18 protein-coding genes are annotated in these 21,148 nt (G+C 70.1%); 7 read left to right on the top strand and 11 right to left on the bottom strand.

Features of this window, described 5'->3' with window-relative positions:
• Nucleotides 1-61 precede the first annotated feature (61 nt).
• Nucleotides 62-1,165, top strand: coding sequence for an ABC transporter substrate-binding protein (locus ACFY1E_RS31505; protein WP_389081754.1), 1,104 nt, complete (start codon nt 62-64; stop codon nt 1,163-1,165).
• Nucleotides 1,166-1,172: 7 nt separating this feature from the next.
• On the opposite strand, the gene rph is transcribed toward ACFY1E_RS31505, so the two are convergent.
• The 6 genes from rph to htpG form a co-directional block, all read right to left on the bottom strand.
• Nucleotides 1,173-3,770: a rifamycin-inactivating phosphotransferase gene (rph, locus tag ACFY1E_RS31500; protein WP_389081752.1), complete on the bottom strand. Its 2,598-nt coding sequence runs from the start codon at nt 3,768-3,770 to the stop codon at nt 1,173-1,175.
• 186 nt (nt 3,771-3,956) lie between these two features.
• Nucleotides 3,957-5,471 (bottom strand): glycoside hydrolase family 43 protein, encoded by a 1,515-nt coding sequence (locus tag ACFY1E_RS31495; RefSeq protein ID WP_389081750.1) that lies wholly within the window; start codon nt 5,469-5,471, stop codon nt 3,957-3,959.
• Between the two features lie 15 nt (nt 5,472-5,486).
• Nucleotides 5,487-5,696 carry a hypothetical protein gene (locus tag ACFY1E_RS31490; protein ID WP_389081748.1) on the bottom strand — a complete coding sequence of 70 codons (210 nt, stop codon included), beginning with the start codon at nt 5,694-5,696 and terminating at the stop codon, nt 5,487-5,489.
• Nucleotides 5,693-6,808 (bottom strand): hypothetical protein, encoded by a 1,116-nt coding sequence (locus tag ACFY1E_RS31485; protein ID WP_389081746.1) that lies wholly within the window; start codon nt 6,806-6,808, stop codon nt 5,693-5,695. Before ACFY1E_RS31485 ends, ACFY1E_RS31490 begins: the two co-directional genes overlap by 4 nt.
• 245 nt (nt 6,809-7,053) lie before the next feature.
• Nucleotides 7,054-8,118 (bottom strand): LacI family DNA-binding transcriptional regulator, encoded by a 1,065-nt coding sequence (locus ACFY1E_RS31480; RefSeq protein WP_389081744.1) that lies wholly within the window; start codon nt 8,116-8,118, stop codon nt 7,054-7,056.
• A 271-nt stretch (nt 8,119-8,389) separates the two neighbouring features.
• On the bottom strand, nt 8,390-10,294 hold the full coding sequence (gene htpG / locus ACFY1E_RS31475; protein WP_389081742.1) for a molecular chaperone HtpG: 1,905 nt from the start codon (nt 10,292-10,294) through the stop codon (nt 8,390-8,392).
• Nucleotides 10,295-10,509: 215 nt separating this feature from the next.
• On the opposite strand from htpG, the gene ACFY1E_RS31470 reads away from it, so the two are divergent.
• Nucleotides 10,510-11,862 (top strand): RICIN domain-containing protein, encoded by a 1,353-nt coding sequence (locus tag ACFY1E_RS31470; RefSeq protein WP_389082243.1) that lies wholly within the window; start codon nt 10,510-10,512, stop codon nt 11,860-11,862.
• 186 nt (nt 11,863-12,048) lie between these two features.
• On the top strand, nt 12,049-13,422 hold the full coding sequence (locus ACFY1E_RS31465) for an oxidoreductase (RefSeq protein WP_389081739.1): 1,374 nt from the start codon (nt 12,049-12,051) through the stop codon (nt 13,420-13,422).
• Nucleotides 13,423-13,812: 390 nt separating this feature from the next.
• On the opposite strand, the gene ACFY1E_RS31460 is transcribed toward ACFY1E_RS31465, so the two are convergent.
• The gene (locus ACFY1E_RS31460; RefSeq protein WP_389081737.1) at nt 13,813-14,466 is read right to left on the bottom strand and encodes a type III effector protein; all 654 of its coding nucleotides are present in this window, start codon (nt 14,464-14,466) and stop codon (nt 13,813-13,815) included.
• A 126-nt stretch (nt 14,467-14,592) separates the two neighbouring features.
• Between ACFY1E_RS31460 and ACFY1E_RS31455 the strand changes: the two genes are divergently transcribed.
• From ACFY1E_RS31455 to ACFY1E_RS31445, 3 genes are all read left to right on the top strand, one after another.
• Nucleotides 14,593-15,024: an Hsp20/alpha crystallin family protein gene (locus ACFY1E_RS31455; protein WP_389081735.1), complete on the top strand. Its 432-nt coding sequence runs from the start codon at nt 14,593-14,595 to the stop codon at nt 15,022-15,024.
• Between the two features lie 118 nt (nt 15,025-15,142).
• Nucleotides 15,143-15,538, top strand: coding sequence for a DUF2267 domain-containing protein (locus ACFY1E_RS31450; protein WP_389081733.1), 396 nt, complete (start codon nt 15,143-15,145; stop codon nt 15,536-15,538).
• Between the two features lie 69 nt (nt 15,539-15,607).
• The gene (locus ACFY1E_RS31445; RefSeq protein WP_389081731.1) at nt 15,608-16,066 is read left to right on the top strand and encodes a DUF2267 domain-containing protein; all 459 of its coding nucleotides are present in this window, start codon (nt 15,608-15,610) and stop codon (nt 16,064-16,066) included.
• Nucleotides 16,067-16,289: 223 nt separating this feature from the next.
• Here ACFY1E_RS31445 and ACFY1E_RS31440 read toward each other — a convergent pair whose 3' ends face one another.
• On the bottom strand, nt 16,290-17,939 hold the full coding sequence (locus tag ACFY1E_RS31440) for an NAD-dependent malic enzyme (RefSeq protein WP_389081728.1): 1,650 nt from the start codon (nt 17,937-17,939) through the stop codon (nt 16,290-16,292).
• A 193-nt stretch (nt 17,940-18,132) separates the two neighbouring features.
• Here ACFY1E_RS31440 and ACFY1E_RS31435 point away from each other — a divergent pair, with 193 nt between their 5' ends.
• Nucleotides 18,133-19,362 carry a GNAT family N-acetyltransferase gene (locus ACFY1E_RS31435; protein WP_389081726.1) on the top strand — a complete coding sequence of 410 codons (1,230 nt, stop codon included), beginning with the start codon at nt 18,133-18,135 and terminating at the stop codon, nt 19,360-19,362.
• A gap of 30 nt (nt 19,363-19,392) precedes the next feature.
• Here the strand turns inward: ACFY1E_RS31435 and ACFY1E_RS31430 are convergent, their stop codons facing one another.
• The 3 genes from ACFY1E_RS31430 to ACFY1E_RS31420 all read right to left on the bottom strand — a co-directional run bounded on the left by ACFY1E_RS31430 (nt 19,393) and on the right by ACFY1E_RS31420 (nt 21,132).
• The gene (locus ACFY1E_RS31430) at nt 19,393-19,674 is read right to left on the bottom strand and encodes a hypothetical protein (RefSeq protein WP_389081724.1); all 282 of its coding nucleotides are present in this window, start codon (nt 19,672-19,674) and stop codon (nt 19,393-19,395) included.
• 211 nt (nt 19,675-19,885) lie between these two features.
• The gene (locus tag ACFY1E_RS31425) at nt 19,886-20,101 is read right to left on the bottom strand and encodes a hypothetical protein (protein WP_351464546.1); all 216 of its coding nucleotides are present in this window, start codon (nt 20,099-20,101) and stop codon (nt 19,886-19,888) included.
• 344 nt (nt 20,102-20,445) lie between these two features.
• On the bottom strand, nt 20,446-21,132 hold the full coding sequence (locus tag ACFY1E_RS31420) for a GntR family transcriptional regulator (RefSeq protein ID WP_389081721.1): 687 nt from the start codon (nt 21,130-21,132) through the stop codon (nt 20,446-20,448).
• Between the last annotated feature and the right edge of the window lie 16 nt (nt 21,133-21,148).

Here is a 21,148-nt window from a genome sequence, read left to right as displayed (position 1 = left end):
AGATGAACTCGTGCGGCCCCGGGCGACTGCGGCCGCTTCGTTGCTCGGGCGAGGCCGCCGCATGAATACGCACGCGTCCGCACCTGGAGTGGACGGATCCTCCGTCCTGATCGGCGCTCTCGCTCCGCTGACACGACCCGGCTGGGTCGAGGCAGGCCAACACCTGCTCGCCGGGCTCGAGTTGGCCGTCCGTGACGTCAATGACGGCGGCGGGATCGACGGAAGACCGCTCGAGCTGGTGGTCCGGGACACCGCGGCTGATCCCCACAGGGCCGCGGCGGCCGTGGACGAACTGGCCGGACTGGGCGTGGCTGCCCTGGCGGGTGAGTACCACAGCGTCGTCGCTCGCGCCGCCGCCGCCAGGGCCGACGCCCTCGGTCTGCCGTATCTCTGCTCGTCAGCGGTTCTCGACGCGCTCACCGAGCAGCCGACGCAATGGGTCGCGCGCCTCTCCCCGCCGCAGTCGCAGGGCTGGCGGGCCTACGCGGACTTCCTCCTCGGCGCGGGCCACGGTCGTATCGCCGTGGCGGCCCAGCCGAGCGTCTACTGGGCCACCGGGACCCGCATCCTGCGCGAGTACCTCGCTGCACACGGCGGCACCGTCATCGAGCTCGACATGAGGGCTCTGACCTCGGCGGACGTGTGCGACGAACTGGTCCAGCATGGTGCGACCGCCCTCCTTCTTCTGGTCGGCCACCCGGAGCCGGCTGTGCCGATCGTCCGGTCCGTCCGCCGCGACCGGCGCCTCGCCGGGATCATGATGGGTGCTCCGGCCGGGCAACCGGAGTTCGCGGAGTGGGCGACGCTGCTGGGCGACGACGGCGCCGGGATCCCTTTCCTGCGCTATCTGCCCGAACGTCTGAGCCCGCTCGGTACACGGGTCGAGAAGGCCCTTCGCGAACGGCTCACCGAAGCGCCCTCCTTCGTCGCCTTCGAGGGCTACGACACGATCGCCGTCCTCGCCGGAGTGCTGCGCTCGCACGGCGTGGACCGGGCGCGCATCGCCGAGTCCTGGCCGTGCGTCGCAGTCGAAGGGAGCCGCGGGCTGATCCGGTTCTCCCGCGTGCCGGGCATCGGCGTGTGGCAATGGGCCGAGCCCCCGGTCCAGGTCGTCGACCGGGATCCGGGGCAGCCCGATCGCTTTCGGATCCTTCACACCGGCTGAGGGGGCTTCAAGACAGGATCTCGATGTACCCGTCGGTTCCGTGCACGCGGATCCGTTGTCCGTCCCGGATCAGGCGGGTGGCCTGATCCACGCCGACTACGGCCGGCAAGCCGTACTCGCGGGCGATGACTGCGCCATGGGTCATCAGGCCGCCCACCTCCGTCACCAGCCCCGCGATTCCGACGAACAGCGGTGACCAGCTGGGGTCTGTGAAGGGCGTGACCAGGATGTCGCCCGCTTCGAGTTCGGCCTGTGCCATGTCCAGGATGACGCGGGCCCTTCCCTCGACGGTCCCGACGGACACCGGCAGCCCGACCAGGGCGCCGGCCGGCACGTCGTCGCGCCGGTAGGCCCCGGTGAGGGCCTCGCCATCCGAGGTGAGCACCCGGGGCGGTGTGAGCGCCTGGTAGGACCGGAACGCATCCTTGCGCTGCTGGATGAGCCGGTCGTCCACCTGGTGTGAGCGCACGACGTCGTGGAGTTCCTGGAACGTGAGGTAGAAGATGTCCTCCCGCTCAGGGAGCACACCTGCCTGCACGAGCCGCTCCGCCTCCGCCAGCAGGGCCTGCTTGTAGAGGAAATAGCGGCTGATGATGCCGTACTTCGGGTACTCCCGGTATCCGATGAAGGCCCGGACCTGGTCGATCATGCGCTTGGTCTCGTCGGCCTTCCGGTCCCCGTCCGGCAGGGCCCGCAAGCGTGACAGCACCTCCTGTTCCTTCTGTTGCGCCTTGTGCCGTCCCTGCTCGAAACGCCGCTCGGCGGCGCCCGGTTCGAAGTTCCTGACGTTGTCGAGGATCACGGGCACCAGCGTGCTGGGGCGCTCACGCCAACGCGGCCTGGTGATGTCGATCTCACCGACGCAGCGCATGCCGTACCGGTCCAGGTAGGCCTCGATGGCATCACGCGCCTCGGCCCCGCCCGTGAGCTTCCCCAGTTCGTCCAGGAAGCCGTCGTCCTCGACGCCCTGCAGGAACGCCACCACCTCCGGATGCGGGCGGATCACGTCGGCGACGTCGAGCAGCGCCAGTCCCATCTCCGAGGTGATGTTGTCGGGGGCGGACAGCGTGAGCGTGTCGGCTGCGTTCTTCTCGCCCAGCCATTCCTCCAGCTTGTCGTTGAGCCACCATGTGGCCTCCATCCCCGCCATGATCGCCTGCATGTTCAGCGGATCACTGAGGACTCGCTTGTGCTCCTCGAAGGCCTCCCGCAGGAAGTCGAAGAGCTCCGGTCCGCTCCTGGTACGGATGTCGCGCTCCAGGGCGGCGACGGACGTCCGGCTGCGCTCGATCAGTTCGCCGACGATGGCCGGATCGGCTTCGGTCGGGGCGGACGCGCCGCCGGCCGGCGGCCCGACGGGGCCCCCGTCCGGGAGCGACGGGATGAAGTCGTCACGTTCCAGGACGGTTTCCAGGGCGTCCCTGATCAGAGGATCTCCTCTGCCGACAAGCTCCAGCAGGGCGGCGCGGCTCGCGGGCGAGGCCAGGCGGCGGGTGGCGTCGACGAACAGCCTGCCGCCGGCCTCGAGCATCGGTGCCATGGCCGTCAGCTGCCACACGGAGATGCCCAGGGGCTTCATGGGGTCGGTCATCATCTGCTGATGGCCGACGGAGAGATAGACGTGATTCTCCTCGTCGTCCCGCTCGGGGACGGGGAACAGCGTGGTGATCGGCCGGCTCTGAACGATCTGGAAGTCATCGTCGACCAGGCACCATTCGATGTCCTGCGGGCGCCCGAAGTGCGCCTCGATCCGCCGCCCGAGCCGCACGAGTTGCACGACCTGCGCATCCGTCAGCGCCGGCTGCTCCTGGCGCTGTGAATCGATCGCCACTTCCTGCGTTCCGCCGGCCGGCAGGGCCTGGACGGCACGCTGTTTCGCGGCGATCGTCCTGGCGACGACTTCGCCGCCGCGCACCTTGTAGACGTCCGGGTTCACCAGGCCGGAGACCAAGGCCTCGCCGAGGCCGAAGCCGGCGTCCACGGTGGCGACCTTCCGGTTGCCCGTGACCGGGTCGGCCGTGAACAGGATGCCGGCGGCATGCGGGAAGACCATCCGCTGCACGACCACGGCCATGAGGACCGTGCGGTGGTCGATGCCGTTGCGCTGACGGTAGGTCACGGCCCGCTCGGTGAAAAGCGAGGCCCAGCACCGGCTGACGTGCTGCAGGACCGCCGTCGGCCCCACCACGTTGAGGTAGGTGTCCTGCTGGCCGGCGAACGAGGCCGTCGGCAGGTCCTCCGCCGTTGCGCTGGACCGGACGGCGTACGCGGCATGCTCGCCGAGCCGGCCGAGCGCACGGGTGATCGCCGCCGCGAGATCGGCCGGGACGGCAGTCTCTTCGATGGTCCGGCGGATCTGCGCGCTGAGCGTGCGGATCGCCTCCCGGTCGTCCGAGGTGGTGCGCGACAGTTCATCGAGCCGGTCGTCGATCGACGGCGCCTGCGCCATGATCCGGCGGAAGGCGTGGGTCGTCACACAGAACCCACCCGGTACGCGGATGCCTTCGATCCGCGACAGTCCGCCCAAGTGTGCGCCCTTGCCGCCGACGACCGCGACCCGGGTCTCGTCCACGTCTTGCAGGTCCAGCACGTACTGCTCGGTCACTACTTGCTCCCCGTTTCCGCAGGTTGTGGCACCGGCCGACGATTCTGCACGGCGACCGGGGCCTTGCGGCAAGCCCCCCAGTGCGCTATACGTTGAGAGTGGCAAGGAGAGATCTCTCCTTGCCTTTGCTTTTTTGACCCATCGGGTGAGGGGGAAGGACCCGCTCCCGGCCGGGCAGGGCCCCCTTCAGCGGTCGAGCGGCTGGTAGTCGAACCAGTCGAAGTGGACGGTGCCGGTTGCGGCGAACATTCCGAAGACGCGGCCGGTGAAACCGCCGGCGACCTCCGTGGACAGGTATGTGCCGTCGAGCGAGGTGAGTTCGGCGAAGGTGCCGTCCGGTTCCTCGATGCCGATCGACACGGTGTCGGGGCCGGTGCGCGCGTCGTTCAGCGTGTCGACGGCGGTCACCTCGATGCGGAGCACCACAGGTCCGCGAGGTACGCGTCGGGACGCCACCACTGTGCTCAACGGGCCGATGCGGGCCCGCACTTGGACCTCGCCGGAGGCCGCCTCGATGTCGTAGTGGTGCTGCTCGTCGAGGCGTACGGCCAGGCCGCCGCGCCCCTCCCCCGCGTCGACCAGGGTCCGCACCCGGCAGGACCGATGCTGCTGCCGCCGGCCGACGAACGTCACGTCGGTGTCGTCGAGCGAGGCTCCGCGGGCGCGCAGGGTCAGCCATCCGGACCGTTCCTTGGTGGTGCAGTGCTCCGTGGGGCGATGGCGCAACGAGACCCAGTGGGGGGCCAGTTCGTTCAGGACGAAGTCGTCCCGGACCGGCAAGACGGGGCCCGGCTGCAGCGGCCACGGGGGCACGGGAGCCTCGAGGGACAGTTCACCGACGACCGGCCAGCCGTCCACCCAGGTCACCGGTGCCAGGAACGTCTCGCGGCCGAGCACGTGCCAGCCCGGGGTGCCGCCGCCCGGTCGTACTCCGAGGAGCACCATCCACCAGGAGCCGTCGGGTGCCTGGACCAGGTCGGCGTGGCCGGTGTTCTGGATGGGGTGGTCGGTGCCGCGGTGGGTGAGGATCGGGTTGTCCGGGCACGGCTCGAAGGGGCCGTCGGGCGTGCGGGCACGGGCGATCGAGACGGCGTGGCAGCGTTCGGTGCCGCCCTCGGCGATGAGCAGGTACCAGTGGTCGCCGATCCGGTAGAGGTGCGGTGCCTCGGGGGCTTTGGCGCCGGGCATCCCGGACCAGAGTTTGCGTGCGGGCCCGAAGGTCTCCCCGGTGTACGGGTCGAGGCGGACCTGCGAGACCCCGGCCACCGTGCACCAGCAGGTGCCGTCCTCGTCCCAGGCGAGGTCCGGGTCGATGCCGGGGACTTCGGGCAGCAGAACCGGGTCGGACCAGGGGCCCGCCGGGTCGGTGGCCGTGACCAGCAGGTTTCCGTCGCTGCTGACGTTGGTGACGATCAGCCAGAAGCGCCCGTCGTGGTGGCGCAGGGTGGGCGCGTAGATCCCGCCCGAGGAGCGCGAGTCGAGCGGCAGGCGTAGCTGGCTCGGCCGGTCCAGCGCGTTGCCGATCTGGGTCCAGTGCACCAGGTCGCGGCTGTGGAAGAGGGGTACGCCGGGGAAGTACTCGAAGCTGGAGCAGGCGAGGTAGTAGTCCTCGCCCACCCGGCAGATGCTCGGATCGGGGTGAAAGCCGGGGATGACCGGGTTGTTGATGGCAGTGGTGCGTTTTTCGGGCCTGCTCGACACCCTGATCGAATCCTTTCAGTTGTGGTGCAGCTGTACGACCACGATCGAGTAGGCCGGCACGGTCTGGCGGGTGGCGCTTCCGGTGGCGGCGGAACCGATCGAGGTGGCGTTCTTCAGGTACGAGTACACGGTCGTGGTGGCCGAGGAGGACGGGGTGAACCGGCTGTAGGACAGGGTCACCGTGGCGGCGTTCGCGGGGTCCTTGTTGATGAGGAGGACGCTCACGTCGCCGTTCGCGCGCCGCACGGCGTGCGCGGACACCAGCGCCGTCGAACTGGCGGGCGGACCAGCCGGTCGCCCGGCGCACCCAGCTTGGTGATCATCCGGGCGCCGTAGCAGGGCGGGAAGGGCGTGTTCAGCGGCGGCTCGCAGGAGGCGCCGCCGGAGAGGATTCCGCCGTCGTCGCAGTCGCTGGCGCCCTCCACGGTGGTCACACGGCTGCAGTCGGTGCCGTTGTGCAGGTTCCACCAGTCGAGGGTGAAGGCGCCGTTCTCCATCCAGGTCAGGTACTCGTCCGGCGCGAACAGCCCGTTCGGGGAGGTGTCCTTGTAGGCGTTGGCGTTGGCCTCGGTCACCGCGATGCCCACGTGGGGCGCATTGCTCCCGGCGTACTGGTTGATCAGTGAGCGGAGGGTCGCTGCCATGCCGGGGATCTCCGCCTGGGGTCTGCCCAGCAGGTCGGCCTGGCTGTTGCCGTTCGGGTAGTGGTGCACGATCACGAAGTCGATCTTCGAGCCGGCGATCGAGAGGACCGCGTGGTTCCAGTCCATCATGTCGCCTGGCCCGGTGATGCCGTCGGGCCAGGACCCTGGAGTGGTCAGCACGGCACCGATCTTGATGGTCGGGTCCACGGCCTTCATCGCGGTCGCGTACTGAACGAGGTTGGCCGCATACGTCGTGGCGGTCTTGCCGGCGTGGTGGTCGGTCTCCCAGGTGGCGCCGTAGAGGCCGTTGCCGTAGACCTCGTTGCCGATCTCCCAGTACTTCACCCCGTAGCCCTTGGTCACGTTGGCGTACCGCACCCAGCCGGCCGCCTCCTCGGGGGTGCCCGAGCCGTGGTCGGCGGTGATGATCGGCTGTGCTCCGGTGGCGCGTACCGTGCCCATGAAGGTGTCGAAGTCGGTGTTCGGGGCGACGTATCCGCCCTCGACGGTGTGCGTCTGCCAGTGGTATCCGTCGGCGTAACTGCCGCCCGGATAGCGGACCATGCCGACGCCGGCGTCCTTGAGCAGCCCGGGAACCGACGGGTGGTTCATGTTGCCGTCGTACACGGCGACGTTCATGCCGCCGCCGGTGGCCGGGATGCTGGCCAGGGTGCGGCCGGCGTCCACCGACACGGAGGCGGTGACCGCGGCGGAAGCGGCTCGCGCCGTCGCCGGCCGCGGCCGTGACGGAGCCGGCCGCGGCCGGCGCGACGGCTGCGACGACCCCGATCAGGCGGGTGCGGTGGCCTTGAACCAGCCTGCGCATGTGCCCTCCGGCGGGATGACGAGCGGGCGGGAGACACGCACCACGGTCTCGGGGCCGATGGCGCTTGGCAAGTGTCGTGGCAGAGACACGAAAGTTTCGGAACTTCTGGGTCCTACTTCAACGGAGCGGTGCTCCCCCGGACCGTCAGGGTGGTCGCGATCTCCAGTCCCGCCTGGGGCGCCTGCTCGCCACGGCCGAGGGTGAGCGCCATCTCGGTCGCCGCCGCCGCCATCTCGGTCAGGGGCTGGTGGACGGTGGTCAGCGGCGGATCCACCCAGGCCACCACCGGCAGGTCGTCGAAGCCGACCACGCTCAGGTCGTCCGGGATGCGCAGGCCGGCCTCGCGCGCCGCCTGGTAGACACCGAGGGCCTGGAGGTCGTTGGCGGCGAAGATCGCCGTCGGGCGTTCGGGCAGGGCCAGCAGGGTGCGCGCCGCCTCGTAGCCGTCGTCGCGGGTGAGGCCGGCATGCACGACGGTCTCCGGATCGACCGGCAGGCCCGCGGCCTGCATCGCCGAGCGGTATCCGTCCAGCCGGGCGGAGCAGCACAGCTGACCCTCGGGGCCGCTGATCATCGCGATGCGGCGGTGGCCGAGGTCGGCGAGGTGGCGGGTCGCGGCGCGGCCGCCGGACCAGTTCGTGGCGCCCACGTACGGGACGTCGTCGGGCAGCTCCATGACCGGGTCGAAGACGACGAACGGGATGCCCTTCGCGGTCAGTTGCTCGCGTTCGGCCTCGGAGAGCTGTGCCACGGACAGCACGCAGTTCGGGCGCCGGGCGACCGTGTCGTCCCAGGCGGGCGCCCCGCTGTCGTGCAGGCCGAACTCGGAGACCATGACGCCGACGCGGTGGCGGCGCGCCACCCGCTCCACGCCCCGGATGATCTCGACCGCCCACATGTCCTTGAGCTCGCGGAACACCAGCTCGACGACATTGCTTCGGCCCGCTCCGGTAGGCTTGCGGTAGCCGTAGCGGTTGATCAGTTCCTCGACGCGGGCGCGCGTGGCCGCGGACACCCCCGACTTTCCGTTGAGCACCTTGGACACGGTCGGCACCGACACCCCGGCCGACTCGGCGATGTACGCGATCGTGACCGACTTGGGCGCGTCACGTTCCTCGTGCTGCCGATCCGACGGTCCGTCTGCTGCGTTGTCCGCCAAGATGGCCTTCCCGATCATCGAACCGTACGCACCCGACGCGGGCCTGGCGCGAAAGCCGGTTGAGCGGTGGCGTACAGGCGTTGCGCCGTCATCCTCGCACCTCTTACCGACGCAACTGTGGCCTCGGGACACATCTTATGTAGATTTCTCCGCCGCTCACAGCGAAAGTTTCCGGCAAACCCAGTGCGCTTTATAACGCGCGGGCTGACCCCCAGAAAGCCCTACCTGCTCGAGGGCAGGCACTCGGCACGGGCCGGCCGTGCCGAGTGCCTCCACGAGAGGCCGCCCGTCAGTGCAGGCCGCGCTCCAGCCGCTCCGCCACCAGCTTCACGAAACGCGCGGGCTCCTTCGGCTGGCCGCCCTCCGCGAGGACGGCAAGACCGTGCAGCAGCTCGGCCGTCTCCACGAGTTCGGTGCGGTCCTCGCGCTCCTGGAACGCCTGGTTCAGGCCCTCCACGAGCGGATGCGTGGCGTTGAGCTCGAGGATCCGCTTGGTGGGCGGGACCTCCTGGCCCATGGCCCGGTACATGTTCTCCAGTGCCGGAGTCAGGTCGTGGGCGTCGGAGACGACACAGGCCGGGGAGACGGTCAGACGCGTCGACAGGCGGACGTCCTTCACGTCCTCGGCCAGCTGCTCCTTGAGCCAGCCCAGCAGACCGGCGTAGGCCTCGGTCTGCTTCTCCCGCTCGGCCTCGGTCTGTTCGTCGCCCTGGACGTCGAGATCGATCTCGCCCTTGGCGACGGACCGCAGCGCCTTGCCCTCGAACTCGCCCACCGCGTCGACCCACACCTCGTCGACGGGGTCGGTCAGCAGCAGGACCTCCACGCCGCGCGCCCGGAACGCCTCCATGTGCGGGGAGTTCTCGAGGCTCTGCCGGGACTCGCCGGTCATGTAGTAGATGTCGTTCTGGCCGTCCTTCATCCGCTCCACGTACTGCTGGAGGGTGGTCGCCTCGTCCTCGGAGTGCGTGCTGGCGAAGGACGCGACCGCGAGCAGGGCGTCGCGGTTGTCGGGATCGCCGAACAGCCCCTCCTTGAGTACGGCGCCGAACTCCCGCCAGAACGCGGTGTACTTGTCGGGGTCGCTGGCCTTCATCTCCTTGACCGAGGACAGGACCTTCTTGGTCAGCCGGCGCTGGATCATCCGGATGTGCCGGTCCTGCTGGAGAATCTCGCGGGAGACGTTGAGCGAGAGGTCCTGCGCGTCGACGACACCCTTGACGAAGCGGAGGTACGGCGGCAGCAGCGCCTCGCAGTCGTCCATGATCAGCACACGCTTGACGTAGAGCTGGAGGCCGCGCCGGAAGTCCCGGGTGAACAGGTCGTGCGGGGCGTGCGCGGGCAGGAAGAGCAGGGCCTGGTACTCGAAGGTGCCCTCGGCCTGCAGGCGGATGGTCTCCAGGGGGTCGCGCCAGTCGTGGCTGACGTGCTTGTACAGCTCGTGGTACTCGTCGTCGGAGACCTCGTCGCGCGAGCGGGCCCACAGGGCCTTCATCGAGTTCAGCGTCTCGGGCTCGGGCGTGTCCTCGCCGTCGCCGCCCGGCTGCGGGACGAGCCGGATCGGCCAGGTGATGAAGTCGGAGTACCGCTTGACGATCTCCTTGATCTTCCAGGTGGACGTGTAGTCGTGCAGCTGGTTCTCGGAGTCGGCCGGCTTGAGGTGGAGGGTGACGGCGGTGCCCTGCGGTGCGTCGTCGACGTTCTCCAGGGTGTAGGTGCCCTCGCCGCGCGAGGACCAGCGGGTGCCGCCGGTCTCACCGGCACGCCGGGTCACCAGGGTCATCTCGTCGGCCACCATGAAACCGGAGTAGAAGCCGACGCCGAACTGTCCGATGAGCCCCTCGGCCCCTGCGGCGTCCTGTGCCTCCTTGAGCTCCTTGAGGAAGGCGGCGGTCCCGGAGTTGGCGATGGTGCCGATGAGGTGGCCGACCTCGTCGTACGACATCCCGATGCCGTTGTCCCGCACGGTGAGCGTACGGGCGTCCGGATCGACTGCGATCTCGATGTGCAGGTCGGAGGTGTCGACGTCGAGGCTGTCGTTCCGCAGCGCTTCCAGACGCAGCTTGTCGAGCGCGTCGGAGGCGTTGGAGACGAGTTCCCGCAGGAAGACGTCCTTGTTCGAGTAGACCGAGTGGATCATCAGCTGGAGCAGCTGACGGGCCTCTACTTGGAACTCAAACGTTTCGGTCGGCATGGCTCGTGTGTCCTCGCAGGTCCCTAAAGTGCCAGGTCAGGTGAGATTCACTGTAAAACATGGCAGGCGGCGAGCGGGGGGACAGGTCGTCAATGACCCGCCTGCCGACAGTAATTCGCCCGCAGCATCTGGCGTAACGCACGTGTCACCGGATATGTCATGTCTCGGTCATCATCGGCACGCCCGTGCCGGAGTGAAGGGAACCCCCCGTGCGCCTGCGCCCCCTGCGCGTCCTGTGCTGTTCCGCCGCCCTCGCCCTGTCCACACCCGCCCTGCTGCCCGGCACGGCCTCGGCGGCGGTGCCGACCTCCTCGGTCTACCTGCAGAACTACACCACCGGCCGCAACGCCGCCGACGCCGGCGGCACCGTCGCCGCGCACCAGCCCAAGGGCAACGAGGACCACCAGCAATGGACACCGGTCGCGGTCGGCGGCGGCTACCAGCTGCGGAACGCCGACGAGTCCGGCACCTGTCTCGGCCGCAGCGGCACCTCCGCGGTCACCGCCGGCTGCGGCGCGGACGGGACGACGTGGACGATCACCAGCGGTGCCGACAGCACGTACGCGATCACCGTCCCCGGCACCTCGCAGTACCTCACCGGCTCCGCCTCCGACGCCGGCGCCGTACAACTCGGCTCGGCCGGCGACCTCGCCCGCTGGTACCTCACCCCGGTCACCTACGCCACCACGGCGATGCCCTCCGCCGACACCCGCACCCTGGACCAGGTCACCTTCCTGACCGCGCACAACGCCTTCGCCAACGGCGTCGACGGCAACTTCGCCACGTTCCCGGTCAGCTGGTTCCCCAACCAGAGCTACGGCATCAGCCGGCAACTGGCCGACGGCGTACGGGGCTTCATGCTCGACGACTACGCCGTCAACGGCCAGGCCGTGCTCTGCCACAACAGCTGCGACGGCGTCAGCAGCCCGGTCCCGCTCGCCACCGACCTGCAGCGCATCGTCGACTTCCTCAAGGCCCACCCCGGCCAGTTCGCCACGGTCTTCCTGGAGGACTACGCCTCCTCCGACGTACTGAAGTCCTCCCTCGCCTCCGTCAGCGGACTCTCCGACGTGCTGTACCGGCCCGACCAGGAGGGGGTGGCAACCAAGGGCTGGCCCACCATGGCCGACCTGGCCGCACGCGGCAAGCAGCTGCTGATCTTCAGCGACCGGACCAGGGCGAGCGACACCTCGAGCGGCTGGGGCACCCGCGACACCTTCGGGGTGATGTACCAGCGTGAGTGGACCGTGGAGAACTACTGGTCCATGGGCGGCGGAATCGGTGCCTCCGACTGGTCCTGCTACAGCCGCTGGGACACCCGCCCCCTCACCACGGACTCGTCCGCCTTCCACCCGCTGTTCGTGATGAACCACTTCCGTGACTACACCATCGGCTCCACCGCGCAGACGGACAACGGCAAACTCCTCAACCGCGCACAGAACTTCTGCACATCCGCCGCCCGCAAGAAGCCCAACTACCTTGCGGTGGACCGCTACGACCTCGGCTCCCCCAGCCCGCTGACCACAGTGGGCAGCCTCAACACGTACGTCCTCGCGCCGGGACAGTGACCTCCGGTGGTTCCGCACAGGTGTGGAATGCTGCGGTCCCCGGCACTGTCTCGAGCAGAGAGTGCACCCCTGCCGGACGGACCGCCTGGAGCGTGATGAACACCGCAAGCCGACCGTACGACAGCGCCGTCCCGCTCGCCTGGTGCGAACAAGGGGCAGTGGCCTGGACCGAGTTCGGCACCGCCCATGTCGCCTGAACCCGGCCGGACGGTCGGCGCGGAACTCGTCCGGCGGGAGATCCTCGACGAGGCGGCGGGCGCCGAGCCGTACATCCTGCGCGGTGCCCACATCACCGGGGCGTTGCTCCTGGACGGGGCGGAGATCAGGCGGTCCCTGCGGTTCGAGACGTGCCGGTTCGACGAGGCCGTCAGTCTGGAGGGGGCGACGACGCTCGGGGTGAGCGTCGTCGACTGCACACTGCCCGGCTTCCGGGCACCGACGGCACAGTTCGGCGGGCGGCTCGACCTGCGCCGCTCGACCATCGGCGGGGACGGGCAGCAGGCCCTCGAACTCGTGCACGCGGACATCGCGGGAGCGCTCCAGCTCGACGGAGCACAGCTGATCGCGCCGGGGCGGAGGGCGGTAGATGCCGGTGGCCTGGTCATGCGGGGCGGGGTGTTCTGCGAGGACGGGTTCGTCGCCGAAGGCGAAGTCAGCTTCCCCGGGGCGGAGTTGGCGGGTGGGCTCTGGATGCGCGGCGCGCGGATCACGGTGGGCGCGGCGGACGTGTTCGCCTTTCAAGGAGACATGCTCAAGGCGTCGACCGTACGGCTGTCACGTGGGTTCACGACCGACGGCAGGATACGGCTGCGCAGCGCACGGATAGAGGACCTGCTGACCTTCGACGATGCCGAACTGCTGGGCTCCGGCACGTCGTTGATGTGCGTAGGGCTGCAGGCCGGGGCGCTCGATCTGCGTTTCCGGTACCGGCCCGCGGGCGGCGTGAACCTGCGCACCGCGCACGCGGACCGCATCCAGGACCACCCCTCGACCTGGCCGAGGACACTGGGCCTGGACGGGCTGACGTACGGCTGGCTCGGCGATACGGCGCCCACCCGCCGCGAGGACGTCGAGAACCGGCTGGAATGGCTGCGCCACCAGCCCGTCTACATCCCGCAGCCCTACGAGCAACTCGCCTCCCACTACCGCAGATGCGGGCACGAGGACGAGGCACGGCGCGTGCTGCTCGTGCGGGAGCGGAGCCGCCGGGCGACGCTGGGGCCGGCGGGCCGAGCCTGGGGCTGGCTCCTCGACTCCACGGTCGGATACGGCTACCGTCCGTGGATCGCCGGGATCTGGCTGGCCCTGCTCACACTGATCGGTTCACTCGTGTTCGCGGCGCACGACCCCGTGGCGAACACGAAGGACGAGGGCACGCCGTTCAACCCGGTCGTCTACACCCTCGACCTGCTGGTACCGATCGGCGGCCTGGGCCAGCGCGACCACTGGCACTGGGCGCAGGGCGGTGTCCAGAGACTGGCGTACGCACTGATCGCGATCGGCTGGGTCCTGACGACCGCGGTGGTGGCCGGGGTGACGCGGACGCTGAGCAGGAACTAGCGAGCCGGCTGCGGAGTCGGTGTTGTGGGTGTCGCCTGGCCGGGCGCGGGGCGGCGAAGTGGAGTCGGCAGGCACAGTCGAGCGTGGACCAGCCCCGCGACCGAGACCTCGGCCTGGACGGCAACCCGTGGCTCCGTGACCGCTCGAAAGCGAAGTGCCCGGGAAACGGGGCGGCACCTGGGCATCGTGCTGCGGCTCTTCCTGCCGTATGCGGTGCTCCCCTTGCTCATGGTGCTCGCCGCAGTGAACGGGGCGTCAAGTTGCAGATCCCCGAGGGCCACGTTGCCCGTGTCCGCGCCGCCCCGTACGCGACCGCCGCGCTCATCCTCCTGGCCACCCCGTCCATCCGCGCCGTACTTGGACGTGCTCCGAAGCAACACACCTCCAAGCTCAGGGAGCCGCCGGGTTCGTCGCGGCGCTCGTCAGGGCATCGAGCTGGGCCGCGAGTTCGGGGTGGCCGGGGGTGAGGTGCGGGCGGGTGGCGTTGAGGGGGTCGACGAGGACGGCGGGGTCGTCGTGGGCGAGGGCCGCGTGGAGTTGGCTGAGTGGGTTGCGGGCCGCGGTGGGGAGGTCGGTCAGGGCGCTGATCTGGCCGGCGATGCGGCGCAGGTCGGCTGCGTTGCGGCGGGCCCAGGCGGCGGTGGTGCGTTCGGCGGCGCGGCGCTCGCGGGTGGCCTGGACGCGTTGTTCGCCGGTGGTGCCTGCGGGGCCCGGCCGGCCTCGCAGATAGCGGCGTTCGGCGGCCTGCCGGCTGGAGACGCCGAGGGGGTGGGCGAGGTCGGCCCAGCTGGCACCCGCCTGGCGGGCGGTCTCGATCAGGCCGGTTTCCCATTCGGCGAGCTGCTCGCGCACCTGCCGCAGCAGCAGAAGGGAGGCCAGCGCCTTCTCGGGGGCGACCTCCTGGGTGTCTGCGGTGTCGCGGTCCTCGTGCCGGGCGGCCTGCAGGGCGTCGTCTATGGCATGCAGAGCCGCCGCAGCGGCGAGGAACGACGTCGGCCCTGGTGCGCCGTTGCTGGACGATTTCGGCTGGTCAGCCGGGTTCATGAGCACCTCCTCAGTCTGTCATCCTTTGGATGACGCCTCGCTTGTCATCCATTGGATGACATGGTACAACGGTTTCCGTGAGGCGCATTGGCAGCAACTGCCCGAACCTTCCTGGAGGTGTTTTCGATGTTGATGCGCACTGACCCCTTCCGTGAGCTGGACCGGCTGGCGCAGCATCTGATGGGCCCGGGCACGTGGTCCCGGCCGTCCCCGATGCCGATGGACGCCTACCGCGAGGGTGACGAGTACGTGGTGGCCTTCGACCTCCCCGGTGTCAGCGCGGACGCGATCGACATCGACGTCGAACGGAACATGCTGACCGTCAAGGCCGAGCGCCGGCCCGTGACGAAGGCCGACGACGTACAGATGGAGCTGTCGGAACGGCCGCTCGGCGTCTTCTCGCGCCAGCTCGTGCTGGCCGACACCCTGGACACCGAGCACATCCGGGCCGACTACGAGGCAGGCGTGCTCACCCTGCGCATCCCGATCGCCGAGCGCGCCAAGCCCCGCAAGATCACCATCGGTGTCGGATCCGACCGCAAGGAGATCTCCGGCTGAGCGGGACAGCCGAAGACGGAACCACGGCGGAGGACAGGTACCTGATCTCCCCCCGGGGCCTGCCCTCCGTTCCCTGAGGACGAGCGTTCCCTGAGGACGAGGAAGGGTGGCGGCCGACGTGACTGTGCGACGCGAAGCGTTCCTCAACCATGTGAAGGAACGCGGCGAGTACGCCACCCTGCAGGAAGCCGACCGCGCGGCACGCGTGGTGCTCGCCCTGCTGGGCGCGCACCTGGTCGGCGACGTACGCGCCCGGCTGGCGGCGCGTCTGCCGGAGGACTTCGCCCTGATCCTGCTCAACCCGCTGCAGAGCGCCGAACCGCTGTCCCCCGAGCGGTTCGTGCGCGCGACCGCGGCCTGGATCGAAGGGGCGACCGAGCAGACCGCCGCCTGGGACGTCAGCGCCGTCCTGTCCACGGCCGCCGACGCCGCCGGCGACGACCTCCTCAAGGAGATCCTGCTCCAGCTCCCCGCGGGCTACGACCTGCTCTTCGGCCGCGTCCAGCCCACCTGACCACCCATCCACCGGTGACCGCGCACCGGTCGCCACGACCCCGGTGACAGAAAGGCAAGCACCGCAGTGATGTCCGACCACAGCGCACCGCTCCAGCAGCCCTTTGGAAGAGCGTACGAACAGATGCTGGAAAAGGTCCGCTACGACGGCGCCTATCCCACCCGCGAGAAGGCCGAGCAGGCCGTCCGCCTCGTCCTCGCCGGGCTGGGACGCCAGCTGACCGGCGATGAACGCGTCGACCTCGCCGCCCGCCTCCCCCTCGAAGCCGCCCGCATCCTCACCGCCCAGATCCCCGACACCCAGCCGCTGACCGGCTGGGCCTTCGTCAAGGACCTCGCCGCCCGCAACGGCGCCTCTCTGGCCACCACCCGCTGGGACACCGGCTCCGTCTTCTCCGCCGTCGCGGCCTACGCGGGCCCCGACCTCGTCACCCGCATCCTGCGCCAGCTCCCGTCCGGCTACGCGCTGCTGTTCGGCCGCGCGGAACTCACCCAAGCCGCATCCCACGCCGCATCCCAAGCCGCATAGGCGGGCCACGCCTTTCCGGTGAAGCCGCATAGGCGGGCCGCGCCTTTCCGCTGCCCCGGCACGCCGGTGACCGCGACACGTGCGCGGGCTGCAGAGTCCGCGCAGTGCGTCGGGTCACCGGCATCCTGCCGACCGCCCCCAGGATCGCAAACCGAAGACCGTCATCCGTATGCGCGGGCGCCGAACTCGTCGGCGACATCCCCCGGTTCGAGCCGCAGCTCCGTCATGCGTAGTCCGGCTGCCACATGGCGTCCTGGACCTGCTGGATGACGTCGTCGAGCGGGGCGCGCGCCACTCCCTCCTCGGCGGCGCGGCGGGCGACCGCCACCGCCACCGTCGCCGACGAGGCACGCAGGTTCTCCACCTGCGGCAGCAGCGGAGCGCCCGGACCGGACAGCTCGGCCAGGCCCGCCACCGCCTCGGCGGCCGCCTGGAGCATGCCGTCAGTGATCCGGGAAGCCCGCGCCACGACGGCCCCGAGGCCCAGGCCCGGGTAGAGCAGGGCGTTGTTGGCCTGGCCGACGACGTACGTGGTGCCGTCGAGCTCCACCGGAGCAACCGGGACGCCGGCCGCGACGAGGGCCTTGCCGTCGGTCCACCTGAGGACGTCCTCCGGCAACGCCTCGATCCTGTCGGTGGGGTTGGACAGGGGCAGCACCACCGGTCGTTCCACATGCCCGGCCATGGACCGGACGATGTCCTCGCTGAAGGACCCATGCACGGTCGAGGTGCCGACCAGCACGGTCGGGTGTACCCGCTCCACGACCTCCTTCAGCCCGATCGGCCGCTCGTGGTCGTCGGACCATTCCTCGTCGCGGCGGGCGTAGACCCGCTGGTAGTCGCGCAACCCGTCGGTGGACCGCAACAGCAGGCCCTGCCGGTCCACGCACCAGATGCGGGCCGCAGCCTCCTCGCCGTCCAGGCCGTCGCGGACCATGGCGTCGCGCAGTTGGTCGGCGATGCCCACCCCTGCGGTGCCCGCGCCGAAGACGACCACCCGCTGCTCGCGCATCGGTGTCCCGGACACGCGCGCCGCGTTCAGCACACAGGCCAGGGTGATGGCGCCGGTGCCCTGCATGTCGTCGTTGAACGTGCAGACCTTCTCGCCGTACGTCTCGAGCAGCCTGCGGCCGTTGCCGGGGCCGAAGTCCTCCCAGTGCAGCAACGCGTGCGGGAACAGGTCGCGCACCGTGTCCACGTACGCGGCGACGAACGCGTCGTAGTCCTTCCCGCGGGCCCGGCTGTGCCGGTTGCCCACGTACAGCGGGTCGTTGAGCAGTGCCTGGTTGTCGGTGCCGACGTCGAGCATGACGGGGACCGCCCGGCCCGGATGGAGGCCGGCGGCGGCCGTGTAGACGGCCAGTTTGCCGACCGAGATCTGCATGCCGCCCACACCCCAGTCGCCGATGCCGAGGATCTGCTCGGCGTCGGTGGCCACCACCAGGTCGACATCGTCCGGACCGAGGCCGAGCGCCTCGAACGCGGGCCGTACGTCCTGCGGGTGGTCGATGGAGAGGTACACCCCGCGAGGACGCCGGTACTCATGGCTGTACCGCTTGATCGCCTGCCCCACGGTGGGGTCGTAGACGATGGGCAGCAGTTCCGTCAGATGCTCGGTGAGCAGGCGGTGGTAGAGCACCTCGTTGCGATCGTGCAGCTGCTCCAGGCAGACGTTCTTGGCCAGGTCGTCCGGCTGGGCCTGAACCTGCTCCCAGGCCCGGCGGGCCTGCTGCTCCAGGGAGAGCACACCCGGTGGGAGAGCCCCCAGCAGGCCGTGCCTCTCCCGTTCCTCCCGTGTGAAGGCGACCCCCTTGTTCCGCAGCGCGTCGGTCAGCAGGGCCCGCCCGTGCGGGTCGTCGCGGCGCGAGGACATGAGTACTCCTCCGTCGACTGCATCGTCCCCGCTCCGGGGTTCCCGTGCGGTCCGGCAGCAAACCGGCCTGCTGCACCGCAGCCCCGCACGCGTGGGCCCGGCCGAAATTCGTTTGACCTGGACACACCTCAACGCTGCACTGTGCGGGGCGCCGCGGGTCGTGGTGCCGGTATCCCGGGAGGCAGCGGCAGCAATGGAGATCCGTTCCACGACCGACCAGGACTTCAATGTCTTCGTCGACACCCTGCACGCCGCGTTCGGTCGCTTCCCGGAAACTCCGGCCGAGGGCGGCGGCGGGGTGTGGTGGGCGGCCCTCGAAATGGACCGCAATCTGATGGCCGTGACGGCGGACGGGCGGCCTGTCGGCACCGCCGGTGCGTACTCCTTCGAGCTCACGCTGCCCGGTGGGATCCTCGTCCCCGCCACCGGGGTGACCGCCGTCGGCGTCCTGCCCTCGCACCGACGCCAGGGCGTGCTCACCGCGATGATGCGGCACCAGCTCACCGAAGTGCGGGCCCGAGGGGAGTTCCTCTCCGTACTGCTGGTTTCCGAGGCCGTGATCTACCGCAGGTTCGGCTACGGCCCGGCGACCTACACGCAGCGGCTGACGGTGCCGCGCCACCGAGCCGCCCTCGCCCTCCCCCGGGCGCACGGAACGGCCGAGGCGACCGGCCGGGACACGGGCTCGGTGGAGCTGCTGCGGCGTGCCGAGTGCGGCGAGCTCCTGGAGGAGGTCTACGACCGCTACCGCCGCGCCCAGCCCGGTGCGCTGTCCAGGCCGCACCGCTGGTGGACCTCGGGCGCGGGGCAGCCCCCCATCGCTCCGACGTCGCGCCATGTGGCCGTACACCGTGATGCCAGCGGTGTCCCGGACGGATACGCCAGCTATGCGGTCGGCGAAGGGGACGCCTTGACGGTCGACGAGACCATCGCCACCGACGACGCCGCCTTCACGGCCCTGGCCCGTTTCGTGCTCGGACACGACCTGGTCCGTCAGGTGGTCTTCAAGCACATCCCGCCGGACAGTCCGCTGCGCTGGCAGCTTGCGGACTTCCGCGCCGGTGAGGTGAGCGGTGACACGGACTGGCTCTGGGTGCGGCTGCTGGACGTCCCGCGTGCGCTGACCGCGCGTGGCTGGTTCATGGACGGCGAGCTCGTCCTCGACGTGGACGACCCGTTCCTGGGCGAGCACGGCCGCTTTCTGCTGACGGTGCGGGACGGCAAGGCCGAATGCGTCCCCACGGACCGGGAGCCGGACCTGTCACTGGACGTGAGCGACCTCGGTTCGATCTACCTCGGCGGTACGGCCCCCGGCACGCTCGTGCGAGCCGGGCACATCCGGGCCCACCGCCCGGGCGCGGCCGCCCTCGCCGACGCCCTCTTCCGCGGCGAGCGCTCGCCGCACTGCCTGCACTGGTTCTGAGCGCAGTTCCGCAGTTCCACGGTTCCGCAGTCAGTGGATGTCGTGGGTGGGGTGCAATCGGGTGGCGAGCAGGGAGCGTTCGGCCGGGTCGGCGGTGAGCTTCGGGGCCTGCTCGTCGGCCTGACGCGCCTGGTCGGTACGGCCGAGGTCACGCAGCAGGGCGGCCCGGGCGGCGTGGAAGAGGTGGTAGCGGCCCAGCGGATCGGTGAGCTCGTCGACCAGAGCGAGGGCGCGCGCCGGTCCGTCGGTGTGGCGGACGATGACGGCCCAATTCAGCCGCACGATCGGCGACGGGTCGACGGCGAGCAGCATGTCGTGGAGCGTGAGCAGTTGCGGCCAGTCGGTCGCCTGCCGGCTGGGGGCTTCGCAGTGGACGGCGGCGATGGCGGCTTCGATCTGATACGGGCCCGGGCGACGGCCCGTTCGAGCAGATCCCGGACCAGCTCTGCGGCGATCTCGGTCTCGGTGTGGGTCATGCCGAGCCACGTCATCCGGGACGCTGAGTACGCAGCGGCTTCCCGGCTCAGTGCTGCCACGCGTCCGGGCCGCCGCCCCGCCACTCGACCAGCCCGGATTCCCGCACCCACGCCTCGTCGGCGTCCTCCAGACCTGCGAGGCGCAGGAACTCGACGATGTCCAGCAGCCCGTATGCCATCCCGCGGAAGTGGTCGCCCACACGGACCCTCCGCCCGCCGTCCTCGGCGGGCGGGTAGATCACGATGGGCTGTGCGTCCGCCATGGCACCAGGGTGCGCTGTGTGACGGCTGGGCGCATGCGGGGCGGTCGTGGCACTCCAGGGCAGGTGTCACCGGGTACGGGCTCCTGACTGGTGGCCGAGGGCGCACACCACCGGCAGGTGGCCCAGCCGTCGGCTGCCGCGTGCCCGCGTCGCGAGCCCCTGCTGGACGCCGTCCGCCTGATCACGTCGGGAGGCTCGCGTCTCGCACCACCGCGTGTCCAGACCATGTCACGTCGCCCCCAGGGGACCGGCTGGCCTGATCGTGCCGTAATCGCCTCAAGCCCCCTCTGCAAGGTGGCCGACTGCCGGAGTCGGCCTGCCCCCCAGCCGCAGGGGATGCCCCCTCATCCCGAAGTCGGCTCGACGAACTGATTGGTGTCGAAGAGTTCGTTGATGTGTCCGCCGAGTTCGGACCAGTGCCGTGCGGAGAGTTCGGCGGCGGAACGGGCGTCGCCGGTGGCGCAGATCTCCACGAGTTGGTCGTGGTGCTCGATGGTGTTGCGGCCGCCCAGCAGCGTGGAGAACTTGCGGTACAGGATGCGGTGGATCTGCGGGTGCAACTGTTCGACGATCCGGCTCAGCACGGGGTTGTCGGCCGCCCCGATCGGTACGGCGTGGAAGCGGTCGTCGGCCGCGAGCGCGGCGGCGGTGTCGTTGGCGGTGACGGCCCGTTCGAAGTCCCGGTTGGCCTCGCGCATGGCGTGGAGGTCCTGCTTCGTCATGACGGGCACGGCCGTCTCGACGGCGAGCTGGTCGAGGGAGCGCAGGACCGCGAGGGTCTTTTCGACGTCACGGCGGTTGAGCGTGGTGATGCGCGTATAGACGCCGGGCTTGGCCTCGACGAGGCCGATGTCGGCGAGCCGGGCGAGCGCCTCGCGCACGGGAGTGCGGCTGAGGCCGAGGCGCTCGGCGAGCTCACCGTCCTTGACCTTCTCTCCGGGGGCCAGTTCGCCGCGCACGATGGAGTCGCGCAGGCGATGGAAGACCTCGTCGCTGAGGAGGCGGCGGGAGACGGGGCTGTCGAGTGACATATTGCGTACAGTACAT

This window comes from Streptomyces sp. NPDC001604 (assembly GCF_042893475.1).
Lineage (GTDB): Bacteria > Actinomycetota > Actinomycetes > Streptomycetales > Streptomycetaceae > Streptomyces.
This window is presented reverse-complemented; position numbering and strand designations above follow the sequence as displayed.

Coding starts and splice junctions, on each gene's coding strand:
- ACFY1E_RS31440 (WP_389081728.1), bottom strand. CDS start 17,939: ATGTCCTCGCGCCGCGACGACCCGCACGGGCGGGCCCTGCTGACCGAC.
- ACFY1E_RS31465 (WP_389081739.1), top strand. CDS start 12,049: ATGTCGCCTGAACCCGGCCGGACGGTCGGCGCGGAACTCGTCCGGCGG.
- ACFY1E_RS31445 (WP_389081731.1), top strand. CDS start 15,608: ATGTCCGACCACAGCGCACCGCTCCAGCAGCCCTTTGGAAGAGCGTAC.
- ACFY1E_RS31420 (WP_389081721.1), bottom strand. CDS start 21,132: ATGTCACTCGACAGCCCCGTCTCCCGCCGCCTCCTCAGCGACGAGGTC.
- ACFY1E_RS31505 (WP_389081754.1), top strand. CDS start 62: ATGAATACGCACGCGTCCGCACCTGGAGTGGACGGATCCTCCGTCCTG.
- ACFY1E_RS31460 (WP_389081737.1), bottom strand. CDS start 14,466: ATGAACCCGGCTGACCAGCCGAAATCGTCCAGCAACGGCGCACCAGGG.
- ACFY1E_RS31425 (WP_351464546.1), bottom strand. CDS start 20,101: ATGGCGGACGCACAGCCCATCGTGATCTACCCGCCCGCCGAGGACGGC.
- ACFY1E_RS31435 (WP_389081726.1), top strand. CDS start 18,133: ATGGAGATCCGTTCCACGACCGACCAGGACTTCAATGTCTTCGTCGAC.
- ACFY1E_RS31430 (WP_389081724.1), bottom strand. CDS start 19,674: ATGCTGCTCGCCGTCGACCCGTCGCCGATCGTGCGGCTGAATTGGGCC.
- ACFY1E_RS31455 (WP_389081735.1), top strand. CDS start 14,593: ATGTTGATGCGCACTGACCCCTTCCGTGAGCTGGACCGGCTGGCGCAG.
- htpG (WP_389081742.1), bottom strand. CDS start 10,294: ATGCCGACCGAAACGTTTGAGTTCCAAGTAGAGGCCCGTCAGCTGCTC.
- ACFY1E_RS31480 (WP_389081744.1), bottom strand. CDS start 8,118: ATGATCGGGAAGGCCATCTTGGCGGACAACGCAGCAGACGGACCGTCG.